General features: G+C 55.7%; 17 protein-coding genes. 16 read left to right on the top strand and 1 reads right to left on the bottom strand.

Features of this window, described 5'->3' with window-relative positions; all coding sequences use genetic code 11:
* Nucleotides 1–32: 32 nt before the first annotated feature.
* Entirely contained in the window at nucleotides 33–926 is an 894-nt protein-coding gene (locus tag FDK21_RS07960) for a CoA ester lyase (protein WP_210238709.1), read from the top strand.
* Nucleotides 923–1,141: a DUF1737 domain-containing protein gene (locus FDK21_RS07955; protein ID WP_138148096.1), complete on the top strand. Its 219-nt coding sequence runs from the start codon at nucleotides 923–925 to the stop codon at nucleotides 1,139–1,141. Before FDK21_RS07960 ends, FDK21_RS07955 begins: the two co-directional genes overlap by 4 nt.
* A 26-nt stretch (nucleotides 1,142–1,167) precedes the next feature.
* Here the strand turns inward: FDK21_RS07955 and FDK21_RS07950 are convergent, their stop codons facing one another.
* Nucleotides 1,168–2,397 (bottom strand): glycerophosphodiester phosphodiesterase family protein, encoded by a 1,230-nt coding sequence (locus FDK21_RS07950; RefSeq protein ID WP_138148095.1) that lies wholly within the window; start codon nucleotides 2,395–2,397, stop codon nucleotides 1,168–1,170.
* A gap of 163 nt (nucleotides 2,398–2,560) precedes the next feature.
* On the opposite strand from FDK21_RS07950, the gene FDK21_RS07945 reads away from it, so the two are divergent.
* The 14 genes from FDK21_RS07945 to FDK21_RS07880 all read left to right on the top strand — a co-directional run bounded on the left by FDK21_RS07945 (nucleotide 2,561) and on the right by FDK21_RS07880 (nucleotide 19,420).
* Nucleotides 2,561–3,610 (top strand): MaoC family dehydratase, encoded by a 1,050-nt coding sequence (locus FDK21_RS07945; RefSeq protein ID WP_138148094.1) that lies wholly within the window; start codon nucleotides 2,561–2,563, stop codon nucleotides 3,608–3,610.
* Between the two features lie 449 nt (nucleotides 3,611–4,059).
* Nucleotides 4,060–4,464, top strand: a complete 405-nt coding sequence (gene sdhC / locus FDK21_RS07940; RefSeq protein ID WP_138148093.1) for a succinate dehydrogenase, cytochrome b556 subunit — start codon at nucleotides 4,060–4,062, stop codon at nucleotides 4,462–4,464.
* A gap of 18 nt (nucleotides 4,465–4,482) precedes the next feature.
* Complete coding sequence (sdhD, locus tag FDK21_RS07935) at nucleotides 4,483–4,857, top strand: succinate dehydrogenase, hydrophobic membrane anchor protein (RefSeq protein WP_114008345.1); 375 nt, start codon at nucleotides 4,483–4,485, stop codon at nucleotides 4,855–4,857.
* A gap of 7 nt (nucleotides 4,858–4,864) precedes the next feature.
* Nucleotides 4,865–6,712, top strand: coding sequence for a succinate dehydrogenase flavoprotein subunit (gene sdhA / locus FDK21_RS07930; RefSeq protein ID WP_114008346.1), 1,848 nt, complete (start codon nucleotides 4,865–4,867; stop codon nucleotides 6,710–6,712).
* A gap of 101 nt (nucleotides 6,713–6,813) precedes the next feature.
* Nucleotides 6,814–7,596 carry a succinate dehydrogenase iron-sulfur subunit gene (locus tag FDK21_RS07925; protein WP_114008347.1) on the top strand — a complete coding sequence of 261 codons (783 nt, stop codon included), beginning with the start codon at nucleotides 6,814–6,816 and terminating at the stop codon, nucleotides 7,594–7,596.
* 383 nt (nucleotides 7,597–7,979) lie between these two features.
* Nucleotides 7,980–8,429: a hypothetical protein gene (locus FDK21_RS07920; RefSeq protein ID WP_114008348.1), complete on the top strand. Its 450-nt coding sequence runs from the start codon at nucleotides 7,980–7,982 to the stop codon at nucleotides 8,427–8,429.
* 235 nt (nucleotides 8,430–8,664) lie between these two features.
* On the top strand, nucleotides 8,665–9,753 hold the full coding sequence (fbaA, locus tag FDK21_RS07915; RefSeq protein WP_114008349.1) for a class II fructose-bisphosphate aldolase: 1,089 nt from the start codon (nucleotides 8,665–8,667) through the stop codon (nucleotides 9,751–9,753).
* Nucleotides 9,754–10,037: 284 nt separating this feature from the next.
* On the top strand, nucleotides 10,038–10,730 hold the full coding sequence (locus tag FDK21_RS07910; RefSeq protein WP_138148092.1) for an AprI/Inh family metalloprotease inhibitor: 693 nt from the start codon (nucleotides 10,038–10,040) through the stop codon (nucleotides 10,728–10,730).
* Nucleotides 10,731–10,825: 95 nt separating this feature from the next.
* The gene (locus tag FDK21_RS07905) at nucleotides 10,826–11,425 is read left to right on the top strand and encodes an AprI/Inh family metalloprotease inhibitor (protein ID WP_138148091.1); all 600 of its coding nucleotides are present in this window, start codon (nucleotides 10,826–10,828) and stop codon (nucleotides 11,423–11,425) included.
* Nucleotides 11,426–11,786: 361 nt separating this feature from the next.
* Nucleotides 11,787–12,932, top strand: coding sequence for a cell division protein ZapE (zapE, locus tag FDK21_RS07900; protein WP_114008352.1), 1,146 nt, complete (start codon nucleotides 11,787–11,789; stop codon nucleotides 12,930–12,932).
* A 152-nt stretch (nucleotides 12,933–13,084) separates the two neighbouring features.
* On the top strand, nucleotides 13,085–14,050 hold the full coding sequence (gene mdh, locus FDK21_RS07895; RefSeq protein ID WP_114008353.1) for a malate dehydrogenase: 966 nt from the start codon (nucleotides 13,085–13,087) through the stop codon (nucleotides 14,048–14,050).
* Nucleotides 14,051–14,190: 140 nt separating this feature from the next.
* Nucleotides 14,191–15,387 (top strand): ADP-forming succinate--CoA ligase subunit beta, encoded by a 1,197-nt coding sequence (gene sucC, locus FDK21_RS07890; protein WP_114008354.1) that lies wholly within the window; start codon nucleotides 14,191–14,193, stop codon nucleotides 15,385–15,387.
* 4 nt (nucleotides 15,388–15,391) lie between these two features.
* Nucleotides 15,392–16,303, top strand: a complete 912-nt coding sequence (sucD, locus tag FDK21_RS07885) for a succinate--CoA ligase subunit alpha (RefSeq protein ID WP_114008355.1) — start codon at nucleotides 15,392–15,394, stop codon at nucleotides 16,301–16,303.
* A gap of 135 nt (nucleotides 16,304–16,438) precedes the next feature.
* Nucleotides 16,439–19,420 carry a 2-oxoglutarate dehydrogenase E1 component gene (locus tag FDK21_RS07880; RefSeq protein WP_114008645.1) on the top strand — a complete coding sequence of 994 codons (2,982 nt, stop codon included), beginning with the start codon at nucleotides 16,439–16,441 and terminating at the stop codon, nucleotides 19,418–19,420.
* The last annotated feature ends 70 nt before the right edge of the window (nucleotides 19,421–19,490 follow it).

Raw genomic sequence — 19,490 nt, 5'->3', positions numbered from 1 at the left:
TGCATAATGCCGTGATGATCGGAGAAAATTCAATGTCTTTCAGACCACGTCGTACCGCCCTTTACATGCCCGGCTCGAACGCCAGGGCGCTTGAAAAAGCCCGCAACCTGAATGTCGATGTGCTGCTGCTCGATCTGGAAGATTCGGTCGCTCTTGACCAAAAAGAGATGGCGCGCGATCAGGTGGTCGAGGCCGTCAAGGTCGGCGGCTTCGGGCATCGTGAAGTGGTGATCCGGATCAATGGCATGAATACCCCATGGGGGGAGGCGGATCTGTTGGCCGCCGCAAGCGCCAAGCCGGACGCGATTGCGGTGCCGAAGGTGGATTGTGCCGAAGATGTCTATGTGGTTGGCCGCAAGCTCAATGATGCTGGCGTCGATCAGGCTGTGCGCATCTGGGCGATGATGGAAACCCCCGGCGCGATGATCCGGGCGGCGGAAATCGCCGGGGCGGTGCAGGAATATCATGGACGCCGTCTTTCCTGTTTTGTGTTGGGAACCAATGACTTGTCGAAAGAAACCCGCACCGCTATGGTGCCGGGCCGGGCGCCGATGATGCCGTGGCTGATGCAATGTCTGGCTGCTGCCCGGATGTCGGATCTGACCATCCTTGACGGGGTGTTCAATCAGTTCAATGATGCGGAAGGTTTCGTAGCCGAGTGTGAACAGGGCGCCCAGATGGGTATGGATGGCAAGACGATTATCCATCCCAAACAGATCGAGGATTGCAATCGAATCTTCTCGCCAAGCGCGGAGGAAATCGCCTCCTGCCGGACCATTATCGACGCGTTTGATGCGCCGGAAAATCAGTCGAAGAATGTGATGACCATCAATGGCAAAATGGTCGAACGTCTGCATGCGGAAATGGCCCGCCGGGTCGTCGAAATTGCCGATGCCATTGCCAAGCGGGATGAGCAGAAGTCATGAGTGAAAGACAAAAAGTCTATCGGTTTCTCACAGCCATCGATGATGCAGGCTTTTGCCACAAGGTGACGGAAGCCCTGTCTCAAGGGTGGGAGCTCTATGGCTCGCCCAGCTATGCCTATGATGCCAAGGAAGGCATCATGAAATGCGGGCAAGCGGTGGTCAAAGAGGTCGAGCCGTTTGACTATGACCGTGAGGTGAAATTAGGGGCGCTTTGAGCGCCCCTTTTTCTATTTGAGAATCCCTATTCCAGATCCATGCAATTGGCGAAGAAGGTGGTGGTGGCGGGCCAGTCGGAGAAGGTGCCTGTGACGCCGATGTCGTTGGCCAGCAGGTTGAGAAGCGCATAGACATCGCCTTCCTGTGTGATGACCTCATTAACCGAGCGATAGTACCAGCCGCCGCCTTTTGCCAGATTGCCGGAGCGTTCCAGCGACCATGCGATGAGTTTGAGGCCTGCTGCCTTGGCTTCGCGCGCGTAGGTGGAGGGGACGATTTTGCCATCCTTGGCGGTGACCAGCATCCAGAGCGGTGGGGCGAGATAATGGACGCCCATTTCTTTCAGCTCCTGCATCGAGGGCTGAAAGGTTGAAGCATCCATGATGTCCATATCCTTGCCATAGCGGCCATCGAGCCAGACGGCCTGTTTGCCAAAGGCGGGTTCATGCTCGATCCAGTAAAGCACGTCATCGAGATTGAAGCTTTGTGGCCAGACGTCGGACGGTGGAACCCCTGCTTCCTTATAGTCATCGATCAGTTTCTGGGCATAGTCGGTCTGGCTCATGCCCTCAAAGGGCATCGGGACGGCAGGGGCTTTGAGTTCCGGGGTGAATTTCGAACCCAGCGATTTGAGCAGGGCGATTGATTCCTTGTGTGTCATCAGCGTGCCCGCCGCATTGGCATAGAGATCGGTGCGCCATCCGGCCGTTGCGGACATGTAGCTATCAACATCGGTGGCGCGCGGGTTGGCTGCATCCATCTTGCCGTTGAGTTGCCGGAATTCAGCGAGCGTCAGGTCGGCGGTCAGGCATCGTGCGGCGGCTTTCTTGTCGCCCGATGCCGGGCTGAAGGGCTTGGCGCAGGTGGCCGCGAGATCAGTGGCCAGAATGTTAGTGGTGGTGTGGAGGTCATCTTGCGCGTGGCGGCAGACCAGCTGTTTGTCTTTGGTGAAGGTGACGTCGCATTCGATGATGCCTGCCCCCATGCGGGCGGCGGCCTTGTAGCTTTCCAGCGTATGCTCGGGGAATTGCAACGGTGCGCCGCGATGGCCAATGGAAAAGAGGCGCGGGGTGAGGATCTTGCCAGCCTCGATCTCGCTGACACAGGCCGCAAGTTTGTCCTTCAGCGGGCCGTCCTTCATCTGGTCGACAAGGAAGAGGGGACGCGGGCCGATGGTGGCGGCGTCAGCGAGACCAAGCGGGGCGGCGATGAAGGCCAGAGATACAATAAACGGTCGGGCAATATGGGAAAGCATGGAATCCTCAGATGGGGCGAGCGAATCAATCCGTTTGTCGGTTTGAGCGGGAGCCGACAGAGTTACCCTGTCATCCTAACGTTTGAATGACAGCATTGCTGCGCTGCAATATAGTTTCTTCAAGCGCATTGACACTATTCCATGCGTCTGAGGGAGGATAAAGATGAGCAAGACCAATCCGGGCAATTATTTCGAGGATTTTTCCATCGGTCAGATCATTCGCCATGCGACCCCGCGCACGGTGACCACCGGCGACGCGTCGCTCTATACGGCGCTCTATGGGTCGCGCTTTGCGGTGCAGAGTTCGGATGCTTTTGCCCGGGCTATTGGCTATGAGCGCGCGCCGATTGATGATCTGCTGGTCTTTCACATCGTATTCGGCAAGACGGTGCCGGACATTTCGCTCAATGCGGTGGCCAATCTGGGCTATGCGGGCTGTCGCTTCCTTGTGCCGGTCTATCCGGGGGACAGCCTGTCGGCCCAGTCCGAGGTGATTGGCCTGAAGGAAAATTCCAACGGCAAGACCGGGGTCGTTTATGTGCGCTCGACCGGCGTCAATCAGCACGGGGACGTGGTGCTGGATTATGTGCGCTGGGTGATGGTGCGCAAGAAAGAGCCTGAAACGCCGACCGGGCATGATCATGTGCCCCTGCTGCCCAAGGCCCTTGGCGCGGACAGTCTGGGGGACGCGGTGCCTGTGCTTGATGTCGATGGCTTCGATCTGGCTTTGTCCGGCTCGCCGCATCTGTGGGGCGACTATGAGATTGGCGAGCGAATCGATCATGTGGATGGCATGACCGTGGAAGAAGCCGAGCATCAGATGGCGACCCGGCTCTATCAGAACACCGCCAAGGTGCATTTCAACCAGTTCACGGAAGGGCAGGGGCGCTTTGGTCGCAGGCTGATTTATGGCGGGCATGTCATTTCGTTGGCGCGGGCCTTGTCCTTCAATGGGCTCGGCAATGCGTTTCATGTGGCTGCAATCAATGGTGGCCGTCATGTGGCGCCGCTTTTTGCCGGGGACACGGTGTTTGCCTGGTCGGAGGTGCTGGACAAGGCGGAACTGCCCGGACGCGATGATGTCGGTGCCCTGCGGTTGCGACTCTTTGCCACGAAGGACTGTTCCTGCGTGACTTATCCCGGCAAGGACGAGGCCGGTTATGCACAAGCGGTGATTTTGGATCTCGATCTCTGGGTGCTGCTGCCCCGCTAGTGGTGCTGCATGTGATCTCTGGTTTTCTAGTGTAAAATACTGATATACTTATGCTATTAGTCGATAGGTGGGTTGCTGAATTGTGCCTTGTTGCATCGTCACAACTGGCCCATGCTGGAACGATGACGCCATAGCTGTGTCTTGTGTCGCTCAAGGGTGCGTTTTGATTGTCAATTGTACCAAGTGAGGAGAAAAAAGTTATCCCACTTGTTCAAAATGCGATCCAGATCAACGACCAGCGGGTAACCTATCTTTTAGAAGGTGTCATGTACTGATCGCGTAGCCGCGCGCGCAGACGGTTTCCGTTTGTGTAACTTTTAGGCCAAAGTCGTATGATTTGATCGTCACTGGCTTTGACCAAAAGCTCTTTTGTCGGTATGACTTTGAGCTAGTCAACCAATCTTACGGTTGCTTCTTACGTAAGCGTCACCTGTCGAGGACCGAAAAATATGACAGACGTCGACCTGAAGGGCAAACGCCCGATTTCTCCCCACGTTCAGCAGGGTGCCTACAAGGTCACCTTTTCGATGGCCATCTCCATCAGTCACCGCATGTCCGGTGTCGCACTCTATGCTGGTACCTTTTTCCTTGCCTATTGGCTGATCGCTCTTGCAGCGGGCCCCGAGGCTTTCGAAACCGCACAGATGCTGTGGGGCTCGATCCTTGGACGTCTGGTTCTGTTCGGCTTTACCTGGGCGCTGATGCATCACATGCTGGGTGGCATTCGCCACTTCATCTGGGATGTGCCTGCGATGATTGAAAAGCCGCAGATCGAATTCCTGTATCGCGCAACTCTGATTGGCGGCGTCGTGCTGACCGGCCTGATCTGGGTTATCGGCTATGCCGCATTGTAAAGCCGGGGAGTGAGACACATGAAAACACCTATCAAAACCATCCGTGGTCTTGGCTCTAGCCATCATGGCACCGAGCACCACTGGGCGATGCGCCTGACATCCGTCTGCCTGATCTTTCTGAGCATCGGCTTCGTCTGGTTTGTCATCAAAGCACTGAACTCCGATTATGCAAGCGCCAAAGCGCTGGTGGGCCATCCGGTGGCTGCCATCCTGCTGCTGCTTTACGTGATCGTGGGTTGCTATCACATGTATCAAGGGTCGTTGACGATCACCGAAGACTATCTGCAGAACCAGCTCTTCCGGACCTCTGCTAAGATCGCCAGCTTCTTCCTTTCCACCGTTGTCGGTGCCGCCTGTCTGTTCGCGGTGCTCAAAGTGTCATTTGGGGGTTAATAGACCGATGGCAAGTTCTTACAGCATCAATGGCCGGGCCTACACGGTTCACGACCACTATCATGACGTTGTCGTCGTCGGCGCCGGTGGTGCCGGTCTGCGTGCGACCCTCGGCATGGCCGAGCAGGGCCTGCGTACCGCTTGTGTGACCAAGGTTTTCCCAACCCGTTCACACACGGTTGCCGCACAGGGTGGTATCGCTGCCTCCTTGCAGAATATGGGTCCTGACCATTGGCAGTGGCACATGTTTGACACCGTCAAGGGCTCGGATTGGCTCGGTGATACCGACGCCATGGAATATCTCGCCCGTGAAGCGCCAAAGGCGGTTTACGAGCTTGAGCATTATGGTGTGCCTTTCTCGCGTACCGACGAAGGCCGCATCTATCAGCGTCCGTTCGGTGGCCACATGCAGAATTTCGGTGAAGGTCCCGCCGTTCAGCGTACCTGCGCTGCCGCTGACCGTACCGGTCACGCGATCCTGCATACCCTCTATGGCCAGTCGATCCGCAACAATGCCGAATTCTACATCGAGTATTTCGCGCTTGATCTGATGATGAGTGATGATGGCGTTTGTGAAGGCGTGGTTGCCTGGAACCTCGACGATGGCACCATCCATCGCTTCAATGCGAAAATGGTTGTGATCGGCACCGGTGGTTATGGCCGCGCCTACTTCTCTGCAACCTCGGCCCACACCTGCACGGGTGACGGCAACGCCATGGTGGCCCGCGCTGGTCTGCCACTGCAGGATATGGAATTCGTTCAGTTCCACCCAACCGGCATCTACGGCTCTGGCTGTCTGATCACCGAGGGTGCCCGCGGTGAGGGTGGCTATCTGGTCAACTCCGAAGGCGAGCGCTTCATGGAGCGTTATGCGCCATCTGCCAAGGATCTGGCCTCGCGTGACGTTGTCTCGCGCTGCATGACCATGGAGATCCGTGAAGGCCGTGGTGTTGGTCCTGATAAAGACCATATCTTCCTGCATCTGGATCACCTCGATCCGGCCATTCTGGCTGAGCGCCTGCCGGGCATTTCCGAAAGTGCGGAAATCTTTGCCGGCGTCGATCTGACCAAGGAACCGATTCCGGTTCTGCCGACCGTTCACTACAATATGGGTGGTATTCCAACCAACTATTGGGGTGAAGTGCTGGCACCGACCAAAGATGATCCAAATGCCGTTGCACCGGGCCTGATGGCTGTGGGTGAAGCTGCCTGTGCGTCCGTTCATGGCGCCAACCGTCTTGGTTCCAACTCCCTGATCGACCTTGTGGTCTTTGGCCGTGCGGCGGCGATCAAGGCAGCGGAAGTCATTGACAAGGAAGCTGCGATCCCAACGCCGAATCTGGCTTGCTTCGACAAGATCATGGACAATTTCGATAATGTCCGTCATGCCAACGGTCCAACCCCGACTGCTGATCTGCGCCTGAAAATGCAGAAGAGCATGCAGAACAACGCTGCCGTGTTCCGTACACAGGAAACGCTCGAGCAAGGTTGCAAGGAGATGAAAGATCTCTGGGGCGAAATGGCCGACATGAATGTGTCCGACCGTTCGCTGGTCTGGAACTCGGATTTGATGGAATCCCTCGAACTTCAGAACCTGATGGCCAACGCTCTGCCAACGGTTGTCGGTGCTGAAGCCCGTAAGGAAAGCCGCGGCGCGCACGCTCGTGAAGACTATAAAGATGGTCCGATGGGTGGTCGTGACGACGAAAACTGGCGCAAACATACGCTGGCATGGCTGGAAGAAGATGGCACCACGCGCCTCGACTATCGTCCGGTCGTTCTGGATCCGCTGACCACCCCTGATGAAGGTGGCATCGATCCTGCCAAGATTGCGCCGAAAGCCCGCGTCTATTGATGCGCCCGCTGTCGGGCAGCTCTGGCTGCCCGGCCTTTTCGAATTTGATGTCCATGATCGTTGGGAACGATCTGGACGAGACCCGATAACGGAGCGAAAAGATGGTTGAACTTGCGCTGCCGAAAAATTCAGTGATCAAGGAAGGCAAGACTTGGCCAAAGCCTGAAGGCGCGACCAACTTGACCGAGTTCAGCATTTACCGCTGGAATCCTGACGACGGCAAAAACCCACAGATGGACACCTACTTTGTCGACCGCGAAGATTGCGGCCCGATGGTGCTGGATGGTCTGCTGTATATCAAAGACAAGATCGATCCGACCCTGACCCTGCGCCGCTCTTGCCGCGAAGGGATCTGTGGTTCCTGTGCAATGAATATCGATGGGGCCAACACGCTGGCCTGTACCTTCGGTATGGATCAGGTGAAGAGCAAGGTCATCAAGATCTATCCACTGCCGCATATGATGGTGGTCAAGGATCTGGTGCCGGATCTGAACAATTTCTATGCCCAGCATGCCGCTGTCGAACCTTATCTGAAGACCGACACGCCCGCGCCGGAAACCGAATGGCTGCAGAGCCACGAAGACCGCGCCAAGCTCGATGGTCTTTATGAGTGTGTTCTGTGCGCCAGCTGCTCGACCTCCTGCCCATCCTACTGGTGGAATGGCGAACGGTATCTTGGCCCTGCTGCGTTGCTGCAAGCCTATCGCTGGATCATCGACAGCCGCGACGAATATACCGGCAAACGTCTTGATCAGGTTGATGATGTGTTTGGTGCCTTCCGTTGCCACACCATCATGAACTGCACCAAGGTGTGCCCGAAAGGTCTGAACCCGGCCAAGGCAATTGCCGAGATCAAACGTATGCTCGTCGAGCGTTCGATTTAAGCGAAGGCTGGTTGCGCACCTTGGGTGCAAGACTCAAAACACATTTAGAAAGGCCGTTCCGTTTCTCGGAGCGGCCTTTTTGTTTGCTTTGTTGCGATTCAATCTCTGGATTGCATGATTTGGGGTTGCAATCCTTGCGCCTTGTAAGTAGGTGATATCAAAATTTCCAAAGTCTCTTGTTGCGTAACAATCAAATTATTTTTGTATAACAAGCGGTCAGCCGCGATCCCTGTCATGGGGCTGTAGGAAAAGTGGGTTACTTCGCCAACGGGCACCTGCCGTCACTCGGGCACCAGCCGTCACTCAGGTGCCAGTCTTTATTCAGGCACTAAAAGTCAATCAGGCACCAAGTCATTTTTGCAATCTCAGTGAGGGAGGCTCACATGCTGCAAACGAATATCCTGTTTGTCGATGAACATAACAATGGTCGCAGCATTCTGGCCGAAGCCTATTTCAATCATCATCAGGAAGCTGTCAGGGCTTTCAGTGCCGGTTTTGAGCCTGATGCCGCTCTGTCGAGAAAGCTCTTTGATGTGCTGCGCGAAGAGAAGTTTGCGCCTGAGGATTATTGCCCCAAGCCGATCGATATCTTTCTGCAACCCTATTCACCACACATCGATCTGATCATTCGTTTCGCGCCGATGGTCAAGGCCTACAAGATGCCGCTGTTTGCCAATCGGCCTACGGTGTTGACCCTGCATGTCGGTGAGGCCGGTCACGCAGACGCTCCGGCGGGCAGTCGGCGGGCACTGCGCTCCTGCTTCGCTGATCTGCAACTGGCGCTCGACCGGGCACTGGCCAATGGACAATTGCCCGGAATTCGGGCCGCCTAGAGCTCGGAGGATTGATTGTCCGTCCCATGTTGCGGGGACTGTGGCTGGGGCGTCGGTCCGGTGCCTGTGCTCTGCTGAGCGGGGATATAAGGATCTTCACAGGGGTGTAAAAATCCGTTCCAACCAGCGAAAATATATTCTACTTTTGTCTGATGTTGCTAGACGAAGGCAGGGGAATGCTCTATTCGATTAGCAAGTCTTCATTCATTTCAAAGACACTACAGGAGATATCAGCGTGAGCGGAATCAAACTGCGCCCCGGCGTCGTCACAGGCGACGAATATTTGCAACTTCTGGAAGCCTGCAAGGAAGGTGGATACGCGCTGCCTGCCGTCAACGTGACCGGTACAAACAGCCTCAATGCCGTTCTGGAAGCGGCCGCCAAAGCCAAGTCGGACATCATCGTGCAGATGTCCAACGGTGGTGCGCAGTTCTATGCTGGTCAGGGTGCGCCTGACGCGATGCGCGCGCGGGTGCTCGGCTCTGTGTCCATTGCTCAGCATGTTCACCTGCTGGCTGAAGAATATGGCATCTGCGTTGTTCTGCATACCGACCACTGCAACCGCAAGCTTCTGCCTTGGGTCGACGGTCTGTTGGATCATGGCGAGAAGCATTTTGCTGCAACCGGTCGTCCGCTCTATACCTCGCACATGATTGACCTGTCTGAAGAGTCCCTCGAGGACAATGTTGGCACCTGTGCAGACTATCTCAAGCGCATGGCTCCGATGGGCATGAGCCTTGAAATCGAGCTGGGCGTCACCGGTGGCGAAGAAGATGGTATCGGCAAAGAGCTCGAAGAGGGGGATGCAGAAAATCCGAACCTCTACACCCAGCCGGAAGACGTGCTGTATGCCTATGACGAATTGTCCAAGATCGGTCACTTCACCGTGGCTGCTTCCTTCGGCAACGTCCATGGTGTCTATGCGCCGGGCAACGTCAAGCTGCGCCCTGAAATCCTGAAGCATTCTCAGGCTCTGGTGTCCAAAGAGCGCGGCGGTGGCGAGAAGCCATTGAGCCTCGTCTTCCATGGTGGTTCCGGGTCTTCCAAGGAACAGATTGCCGAAGCCGTCTCCTATGGCGTGTTCAAGATGAATCTGGATACCGACATTCAGTTCGCTTACGCAGAAGCCGTGGCTGCCAAGGTCGACGAGAAGCCGATTGCCTTCAAGCATCAGGTGGATCCGGAAGATGCGACCCCATACAAGAAATATTACGATCCGCGCAAATGGCTGCGTGCCGGTGAGCTTGGCATGGTTGCCCGTGTCGAGGAAGCCATGCAGGATCTGGGCTCTGCTGGCCGTTCGGTCGCATCCCTCGATGCCTGATAGCCCACTTCTGCAGCAGGTGTTGCAGGCGTTTGGATGATAGATTTTGACCTCCCGGATGATTGCATTCGGGAGGTTTTTCATGCCTGTCTCACCGTTGGAACTCTGAGATCTCCGCAGTGTCGTTTACGTAAAAAACCGCTTGGCCAAAAAAGATTTTGCGCTCCCCGGTCGGCCCTGTTATCAATTCAACCGTTGCGATTTGGATTTTTGGTCAGAAAGTGGCATAACAGGAAACAATTCCTCCGCTTCTGGCTGAGAATGGATGAAATCAGGATCGATCTGTGACGAAGTCTGCGTCTCTTTATGCTTTGTTGATGTGCGTGGTTGCGCTTGGTGGGTGTGCTGTCTCTGGCGGTGCTGACCTCGACAAGTCGGGTGTGCAGGCTCGATCCACCATTCCGCTGGATGCTTCGCAATTGCCGCCGATCGTCGATCCTTCCCAGAGCGGGCAGGCCGACACGGATTCGGTCGGGGCCAAATCTGATCGTTCTGCGCTGGTCAAGTCCGAGAAGTTCGACAAGGGTGATGATGCTGTTCTTGCCATTGCCTCGGCTGATGCCGCCTTCGAGAACAAATCAAGTGAGATTGAGCAAGCTTATGCCGAGGCTCTCGGTGAGCAGACACAGATCACCACCGAGCAGACAAGTCTCAAGCCGTTTGTTGGACGTTGGGTGCTGGTGCCCGGTGCTCACAAGGCCAAGGCAAAGGTGCAGAAGATCGGTGCCTATCTCGGTTTGACCGAGCAGTGTGAGTTGGTGCTCGAAGAGGGCACGTCCGGTTCAGGGCACAAGGCCTATGGCAACTCATCATGCCCCACAAGTCTGTTCATGCTGGACAGCTGGCTGGCACTGGGAGATCAACTGGTGCTGCGGGATCATATGGGGGACGACATCGTCAAGTTGCGGTCGCGGGGTACCGACAAATGGATCGGTGTCGATCAGCGTGGCGAAACACTTGTCCTCAGCAAAAGCTAGGCTTTGTGCGCCTATTTACTGACTCCTAACCTTATCTCCTTGATAATACCATATTAAGATATGACTCTAGAGGCAGGTGTCTGAAGGAGAATGGTATGATTCGCTATTGCGCACTCGGGTGTCTTGCGGTGCTGCTTGCGGGCTGCTCGACGGCCGGGTTTGATCGGTTTGGAAGAAACAATGCTGCGTCCTTGCCGCCAGCGCCGACGACTCCTGTCGAAAGTCAGGGGCTGAGCCCGCTGGTGCTTGGCAACGGCCAAGCCGATCCGAATGCGCTGCCACAGGGCAACCAGCCGATCAATAATGCCATGGGGGCCGAGGCTGAATTGCAGCCTCAGGCTGGTCAGGTTCCGGGGCAGGTTCCGGGGCAAGTGACAACGGCCATGGCAACGCCAGGGTCTGCGCGTGCTTTGAAACGGACCGATCTGCTTGGTGCATGGACGCTGGCTTCCGGTGCGGAGCAGTGTAAGCTGAATGTCAATCTGACCAACTGGAATGGCGGCTATCGCGCATCGACGCGGGGCTGTGCTTCGGCGGATCTACAGCGGATCAATGCCTGGCGCCTGAACGACAAGCAAGTGTTGCTGATTGCCGAAGATGGGGTGACGCCAATGGCGACCCTCTTCTCGTTGGCGCCGGGGCGCTTTGACGGGCAGGCCAGTCAGGACGGCCGCGCCGTTTCCCTTTTCCGATGATCTTGTATCCGGGCCGTCACAATCACGTGAGGCCCGGAATTGTATTTACTGCTTTGATCGAATTTTCTTGTGCTGCCGCTTGCACTAATGTCGCGACCACTTACGTACCGTTCATATTTGTTGCAGATCGGATTAAGTGGATTTTTGGAATTTCATGGCATGTCCGGTCGGGACAGTTGGTTGAATGGATCTGCTGAGGTCAGCTTGCTGTCAGGGGCGTCTCCTATGGTCACGTTCCGACGGGGTCCGGACGCTGGCTGATCAAGCTGACAGTCAATGCTGTGCGTGCATGTCGGGGCGGTCTGGCAGAGATCGGGCTTCGTGACCTGCCCCAAGTTGCAGACAAGAAAAGGACAGCGCATTGAGTAGCGAACTGGGACTCTATTCGGTTTCGGACCTGTATGATAGCAAGGTTGAGCATGGAGAGATCGATCTCGATGACGCGCAGCGCGCCCTTGCCCAGCGGTTCGATCAGTTGCTGGAATGCCTGACCCAGAAGCGCCTGTCTCGCAAAACCTCCTCTCTGGGCTGGCTGTTTGCCAAGCGGCAGGCGCCGGAAAGCGTCAAAGGTCTCTATATCTGGGGCGATGTCGGACGCGGCAAGACGATGGTGATGGATCTGTTCTATGAAGTGCTGCCAATGCGGCGCAAGGGACGGTTCCATTTTCATGAGTTCATGCGCGACATGCATGAGCGGATCAAGCAGGCGCGGGCAGACATTGCCAGTGGCAAGATCGATGGCGATGACCCGATCCGCCCGGTGGCAGATGATCTGGCTGAAGAGGTGCAGCTCTTGTGCTTCGATGAATTTTCCGTCACCGACATTGCGGATGCGATGCTGCTCGGGCGCCTTTTCTCGCGTCTGTTCGAGAAAGGGGTGGTGATGGTGGCGACCTCGAATGTCGAGCCAAGCCAGCTTTACAAGGATGGCCTCAATCGCCAGCTCTTTCTGCCTTTCCTCGATCTCTTGATGCGCCAATGCGATGTCGAGCAGCTTCAATCCCGAACCGATTTTCGCATGGAGAAGCTTGGCGGTGAGGAGGTCTATTTGCATCCTCTTAATGCCGACACCGCGAAACGCTTTCAATGGATGTGGGCGCAACTGATCGGTGGGGCGAAGGCGCCCAGTGATGCGGTCGTCAATCAGGGGCGAACCATCCATGTGCCACAGGCTTATCACGGCATTGCCCGGTTCACTTTCAATGATCTTTGCGCAAATCCCTTAGGGGCTTCTGATTACTTGCGGCTGTGTTCGCTCTATCACACGATATTTCTTGAGGATATCTCATACTTAAGTCGCACAAACAGAAATGAAGCAAAGCGGTTCATAACCCTCATCGATACCTTGTATGACAATCAAATTCGGCTGATAGCAACTGCCGTTGCGTCACCATTTGATTTGTATCTCGATGATCATGGGACGGAGGCTTTCGAGTTCGCTCGTACCACATCGAGATTAGTTGAAATGCAGTCACGTGACTATTTGTCGCACGGCGGCACGCTGTAGTATCGCTTACGTAAACGTTAAGTGACGAAAATCCATGGGCTTTTTTAGGGATTTAAAACTTTGTGCGACTTGAAAGAGCCTAGGATTCGCGGTACTCACAGCCATCCATTCCCAGCTTTTGGGAGAACCTAACGTTAAGGGAAATAACTGTTATGGCGAGGAAGAAAATTGCTCTGATTGGTTCGGGTCAGATTGGTGGTACTTTGGCACATCTGGCTGGTCTGAATGAAATGGGCGACATTGTCCTGTTCGATATCGCGGAAGGCATGCCGGAAGGCAAGTCTCTGGATATCGCAGAATCTTCTCCGGTTGACGGTTTTGATGCCAAATTCTCTGGCACCCAGACTTACGAAGCAATCGCTGGTGCCGATGTTGTCATCGTTACCGCCGGTGTTCCTCGTAAGCCTGGCATGAGCCGCGATGACCTGGTTGAAATCAACCTCAAGGTCATGCAGCAGGTTGGTGCCGGCATTGGCAAATATGCTCCGGATGCTTTCGTTATCTGTATTACCAACCCGCTTGATGCGATGGTTTGGGCTCTGCAAAAATTCTCCGGCCTGCCGACCAACAAGGTCGTTGGCATGGCTGGCGTTCTCGACTCTGCCCGTTTCCGTTATTTCCTGGCGGATGAGTTTGACGTTTCTGTACAGGACGTCACGGCCTTCGTTCTCGGCGGTCATGGCGATACCATGGTTCCGTTGACCCGTTATTCCACCGTTGCCGGTGTTCCTCTGACCGATCTTGTCAAAATGGGCTGGATCGAACAGAGCCGTCTTGATGAAATCGTACAGCGCACCCGCGATGGTGGTGCTGAGATCGTCAAACTGCTGAAAACCGGTTCCGCCTTCTATGCGCCTGCCGCCTCTGCCATTGCAATGGCTGAATCCTACCTCAAAGACAAGAAGCGCGTGCTGCCATGTGCCGCTTACCTGTCCGGGGAATATGGTGTTGACGGCATGTATGTCGGCGTTCCAACCGTGATCGGTGCCGGCGGCATCGAGCGCATCGTGGAAATCACTCTCGATAAAGACGAGAAAGCACAGTTCGATCATTCCGTGGATTCGGTGAAAGGCCTTATTGAGGCCTGCCAGCGCATCTCCCCGGATCTGGCCGACTAACAACAAGCAAATCCGTTCCTCTGTCAGACATTGTTGGCCGTCTGGCAGAGGGGCGCGTTTTGCACTATCGAAGACGGCTTCTCGGCATCTAGCTGCTCACTCAAACGTGCCGGGTCGGTCGCAATTGAAGGGGAGATCCCATGAATATTCATGAGTATCAGGCGAAGGCCATTCTGAAGGGATTTGGTGCGCCCGTTTCTAACGGTGTCGTGATCTATTCCGCGGATGAAGCAGCTGCTGCCGTAGAGACGCTGCCTGGACCCGTCTGGGTGGTCAAGTCCCAGATTCATGCCGGTGGGCGTGGCAAGGGCAAGTTTGTCGAAGAATCGGCTGGTGAAAAAGGCGGCGTTCGTGTCTGCTTCTCGAAAGAAGAAGCGATCGAAAATGCCCAGAAGATGCTAGGGGCGCATCTTGTTACCGAGCAGACCGGTCCTGAAGGCAAACAGGTTCATCGCATTTATATTGAAGATGGATCCGACATCGAAAAAGAGATGTATCTGTCGCTTCTGGTCGATCGTGGCTGTGGTCAGGTCACCTTCATCGTATCCACCGAAGGTGGCATGGATATCGAGAAGGTTGCGGACGAAACCCCGGAAAAAATCCTCAATCTGCCCGTCAATCCGGATCATGGCGTGACCGTCGAAATGGCGCTCCAGATTTGTGACAAGCTGGGCCTTGAGGGCACCGCGCGTGAGGATGGCCTTGTGCTGTTCCCGATGCTGTATGCGGAATTCGTCGAAAAAGACATGGCCATGCTGGAGATCAATCCGCTGATCATCAATGGCAAGGGCCATTTGACGGTTCTGGATGCCAAGGTCTCGTTTGATGGCAACGCCCTGTTCCGTCATCCGCAGTTGCTTGAGCTGCGCGACATGACCGAAGAGGACGACAAGGAAATCGAAGCCTTCAATCATGAGCTCGCCTATGTTGCCCTTGAAGGCAATATCGGTTGCATGGTGAATGGTGCCGGTCTCGCCATGGCGACCATGGACATCATCAAGCTGTATGGTGGCGAGCCTGCCAACTTCCTTGATGTTGGTGGTGGCGCAACGGCCCAGAAAGTGGCCGCTGCCTTCAAGATCATTACCTCCGATCCGAACGTGCAGGGCATTCTGGTGAATATTTTCGGCGGCATCATGCGCTGTGACACCATTGCCGAGGGCGTTCTGTCTGCTGTTCGCGAAGTGGGCCTGCAGGTGCCGCTTGTGGTGCGTCTGGAAGGCACCCGTGTGAATGAAGGCAAAAAGCTCATCAATGACAGCGATCTCAACGTGATCCCTGCCGATGATCTGAATGACGCAGCGCAGAAGATCGTTGCTGCTGTGAAGGGGGCGTAATTCGATGTCCATTCTCGTAGACAAGAATACCAAAATCATCGTTCAGGGCCTGACGGGCAAAACCGGTCGGTTCCACACCATTCAGGCGCTGCAATATGCGGGCACCCAGATGGTGGCTGGCGTGCATCCCAAAAAGGGTGGCAACAGCTGGATCAGCGAAGTCGAGGGTGTGCCGGATTTGCCGATCTATGCCAGCGTCAAGGAAGCCAAGGACGCAACCGGTGCCAATGCATCGGTGGTCTATGTGCCGCCTGCAGGGGCTGCGAATGCGATCATCGAAGCGATTGATGCGGACATTCCGTTTATCATATGCATCACCGAGGGCATTCCGGTGCTCGACATGGTGCGGGTCAAAAGCCGCCTTGAGAAATCCAACTCCCGCCTGCTCGGTCCAAACTGCCCGGGCATTCTGACCCCAGATGAGTGCAAGATCGGCATCATGCCGGGTGCTATTTTCAAGCGTGGGTCTGTGGGCATCGTGTCGCGCTCCGGCACGCTGACCTATGAGGCGGTCTTCCAGACCACCAATGCCGGTCTTGGCCAGTCCACCGCAGTCGGTATCGGCGGTGATCCGGTCAAGGGCACCGAATTTATCGACGTGCTGGACATGTTCCTTGATGACCCCGAAACCGAGTCGATCATCATGATCGGCGAGATTGGCGGGTCTGCCGAGGAAGAAGCCGCTGCATGGTTGAAAGAACAGGCGGCCAAGGGTCGCAAGAAACCGATGGTCGGTTTCATCGCAGGTCGTACGGCTCCTCCGGGCCGCACGATGGGTCACGCTGGCGCCGTTATTTCTGGTGGCAAGGGTGGTGCCGAGAGCAAAATCGTAGCGATGGAAGACGCAGGGATCCGCGTTTCTCCGTCTCCTGCGAGCTTGGGTACCACTTTGGTTGACTTGCTCAACGGCAAGTAAAAGCGCGACACTGCGACACTATGACACCGTCATGAGGCGGGATCCCCCTTCCGTCTCATGATTTCCCCCTATCAGTCGGCAATGGTGCCGACATCGAGATGAAGAGTACCGGGCGAAGGTTCGGTTATGGTGGCGATGGCACGTCAGGACGCAAATGAAGCGTTCGCGGGAACCTCCTTCCTTTATGGAGGCAACGCGAATTATATTGAAGATCTCTATGCCCGTTATCAGGAGAACCCCGCTTCTCTGGAACAGGAATGGCAGATATTCTTCAAGGACTTGGAAGATAACCGAAGCGATGTGATTGCGAATGCCAAGGGTGCATCCTGGCAACGCAAGGACTGGCCGCTTGCGGAATCGGGCGACATGGTTTCTGCCCTCGGCGATTATGGAATCGACGAGAAGGCGATCGGCGACAAGCTGAAGACCAAGGCGCAGAAGCAGGGCTTCGAGTTGACCGATGAGGCGGTGTTGCAGGCAACGCGCGATTCCGTTCATGCGTTGATGATGATCCGTGCCTATCGCATGCGCGGTCACCTGCATGCGGATCTTGATCCATTGAAGTTGGCCGAGGCGAAGGATCACGAAGAATTGCATCCGTCGTCCTATGGCTTTACCGAAGCGGATTATGATCGCAAGATCTTCATCGACTTCGTGTTGGGTCTGGAATTCGCGACCATTCCGGAGATGCTTGAAATTCTGCGACGGACCTATTGCTCCACGCTGGGTGTGGAGTTCATGCATATTTCCGATCCGGCTGAAAAGTCGTGGATTCAGGAACGCATCGAGGGTCCGGACAAGCAGATTGCCTTCACCAAGGAAGGCAAGAAGGCCATTCTCTACAAGCTGGTCGAAGCAGAAGGCTTCGAGAAGTTTCTCGATCTGAAATATACCGGCACCAAGCGCTTCGGCCTTGATGGTGGTGAGGCGTTGATCCCGGCTCTGGAACAGATCATCAAGCGTGGTGGTGCGCTCGGTGTTCAGGAAATCGTGTTCGGTATGGCTCACCGCGGTCGCTTGAACGTGCTTAGCCAGGTGATGGGCAAACCCCATCGCGCCATTTTCCACGAATTCAAGGGCGGTTCCTATGCGCCTGACGATGTGGAAGGCTCTGGCGATGTGAAATATCATCTGGGTGCGTCATCCGACCGTTCGTTCGATGACAACAATGTCCATTTGTCTCTGACGGCCAACCCGTCCCACCTCGAGATCGTCAATCCTGTGGTTCTGGGCAAGGCCCGCGCCAAACAGGATCAGATCGCGGCCGGTGATGGTCCGTTCATCGAGACGACGGAAGTGGATCGCACGACCGTTCTGCCATTGCTTCTGCATGGCGATGCGGCCTTTGCCGGTCAGGGCGTCGTGGCGGAATGCCTCGGCCTGTCCGGCCTTAGAGGCCACAAGACCGGTGGTTCGATCCATTTCATCATCAACAACCAGATCGGCTTTACGACCAACCCGCGTTTCTCGCGGTCTTCGCCTTATCCGTCTGATCTGGCCAAGATGATTGAAGCGCCGATCCTGCATTGTAACGCGGATGATCCGGAATCGGTGGTGTTTGCGGCCAAGATCGCAACAGAGTTTCGCCAGAAATTCGGCAAGCCTGTCGTCATCGATATGTTCTGCTACCGTCGTTTCGGCCACAATGAGGGCGACGAGCCTGCCTTCACCCAGCCGATCATGTATAAGAAAATCCGCCAGCATCCGACCAGCCTGCGGCTCTATGCCGACAAGCTGATCGCCGAAGGCGTGATTTCCGAGGCTGACATCGAAGAAATGCGTGCGGATGTGCGCAAGATGCTGGATGAGGAATTCGAAGCGGGTCAAAGCTTCTCCCCTAACAAGGCTGACTGGTTCGACGGCAAGTGGGCCGGTCTGACGACCGCCAGTGCCGAAGATGATCGTCGTTCCGGGGAAACCGGGGTTGATGTTGATGAATTGCGGGCCATTGGTGAAAAACTGACCAGCATTCCGTCCGACTTCAATGTCCACCGGACCATCAAACGCTTCCTCGACAATCGGGCGAAGATGATGGAAACCGGGGAAGGCATCGATTGGGCAACCGCTGAAGCCCTTGCTTTCGGTTCGCTGGTCAAAGAAGGCCACGCCGTGCGCCTGTCCGGTCAGGATTGTGAACGCGGAACCTTCTCCCAGCGTCACACCGTGCTCTATGACCAGCAGGATGAGAGCCGCTACATTCCGCTCAACCATATTGCGGACGGTCAGCAGCGCTATGAAGTGATCAATTCGATGCTGTCCGAAGAAGCCGTGCTCGGCTTCGAGTATGGCTATACACTTTCCGAACCGCAGAGCCTGACCATGTGGGAAGGCCAGTTTGGTGACTTTGCCAACGGGGCGCAGGTTGTGTTTGACCAGTTCCTGAGCTCGGGTGAGCGCAAATGGCTGCGGGCATCCGGTCTAACGCTCTTGTTGCCACATGGCTATGAGGGGCAGGGTCCGGAGCATAGCTCTGCGCGTCTTGAACGGTATCTGCAGGCCTGCGCCGAGGATAATATTCAGGTTGCCAACTGCACGACCCCGGCCAACTATTTCCACATCCTGCGTCGTCAGGTGAAACGGACCTTCCGCAAGCCTTTGGTGCTGATGACGCCAAAGAGCCTGCTGCGTCACAAGCGTTGCGTCTCCAACCTTGCGGAGCTTGGTGCCAACAGCACCTTCCACCGCGTGCTGTGGGATGACGCGGAAATCCGCCCGAATCAGGAAATCAAGCTGGTAACCGACGACAAGATCCGTCGCGTCATCATGTGCACGGGCAAGGTCTACTACGATCTGTATGAAGAGCGCGAGAAACGAGGCATCAATGATGTCTATTTGCTGCGCGTCGAACAGCTCTATCCGTTCCCGGCAAAGGCTCTGATGAAAGAGCTGGCGCGGTTCACGCAGGCCGACATGGTCTGGTGTCAGGAAGAGCCGAAGAATCAGGGCTCCTGGTCCTTCGTCGAGCCTTATATCGAGTGGGTCCTCAATCAGGTTGAAGCAAATTGCAAACGGCCTCGTTATGTGGGTCGTGCAGCTTCTGCTGCGACGGCAACTGGTCTGATGAGCAAGCATCTGGCTCAGCTGCAGGCCTTCCTCGACGACGCCTATGCTGACTGACAAACAGGAAGTGATCGTCTTCCCCGCCTGATCGAGGGGAGACGATCCTTCCGGAAATAGACGCAGACAT

Source organism: Cohaesibacter sp. CAU 1516 (genome assembly GCF_005771485.1).
In the GTDB taxonomy this organism is placed as follows: Bacteria; Pseudomonadota; Alphaproteobacteria; order Rhizobiales; family Cohaesibacteraceae; genus Cohaesibacter; species Cohaesibacter intestini.
The sequence above is the reverse complement of the archived record's forward strand: the minus strand, read 5'-3'. Positions and strand labels throughout refer to the sequence as shown.

What these genes read in the sequence shown, in the direction of transcription:
- FDK21_RS07960 (WP_210238709.1), top strand. Translation starts at nt 33, where the DNA reads ATGTCTTTCAGACCACGTCGTACCGCCCTTTACATGCCCGGCTCGAAC.
- FDK21_RS07955 (WP_138148096.1), top strand. Translation starts at nt 923, where the DNA reads ATGAGTGAAAGACAAAAAGTCTATCGGTTTCTCACAGCCATCGATGAT.
- FDK21_RS07950 (WP_138148095.1), bottom strand. Translation starts at nt 2,397, where the DNA reads ATGCTTTCCCATATTGCCCGACCGTTTATTGTATCTCTGGCCTTCATC.
- FDK21_RS07945 (WP_138148094.1), top strand. Translation starts at nt 2,561, where the DNA reads ATGAGCAAGACCAATCCGGGCAATTATTTCGAGGATTTTTCCATCGGT.
- sdhC (WP_138148093.1), top strand. Translation starts at nt 4,060, where the DNA reads ATGACAGACGTCGACCTGAAGGGCAAACGCCCGATTTCTCCCCACGTT.
- sdhD (WP_114008345.1), top strand. Translation starts at nt 4,483, where the DNA reads ATGAAAACACCTATCAAAACCATCCGTGGTCTTGGCTCTAGCCATCAT.
- sdhA (WP_114008346.1), top strand. Translation starts at nt 4,865, where the DNA reads ATGGCAAGTTCTTACAGCATCAATGGCCGGGCCTACACGGTTCACGAC.
- FDK21_RS07925 (WP_114008347.1), top strand. Translation starts at nt 6,814, where the DNA reads ATGGTTGAACTTGCGCTGCCGAAAAATTCAGTGATCAAGGAAGGCAAG.
- FDK21_RS07920 (WP_114008348.1), top strand. Translation starts at nt 7,980, where the DNA reads ATGCTGCAAACGAATATCCTGTTTGTCGATGAACATAACAATGGTCGC.
- FDK21_RS07905 (WP_138148091.1), top strand. Translation starts at nt 10,826, where the DNA reads ATGATTCGCTATTGCGCACTCGGGTGTCTTGCGGTGCTGCTTGCGGGC.
- mdh (WP_114008353.1), top strand. Translation starts at nt 13,085, where the DNA reads ATGGCGAGGAAGAAAATTGCTCTGATTGGTTCGGGTCAGATTGGTGGT.
- sucC (WP_114008354.1), top strand. Translation starts at nt 14,191, where the DNA reads ATGAATATTCATGAGTATCAGGCGAAGGCCATTCTGAAGGGATTTGGT.
- sucD (WP_114008355.1), top strand. Translation starts at nt 15,392, where the DNA reads ATGTCCATTCTCGTAGACAAGAATACCAAAATCATCGTTCAGGGCCTG.
- FDK21_RS07880 (WP_114008645.1), top strand. Translation starts at nt 16,439, where the DNA reads ATGGCACGTCAGGACGCAAATGAAGCGTTCGCGGGAACCTCCTTCCTT.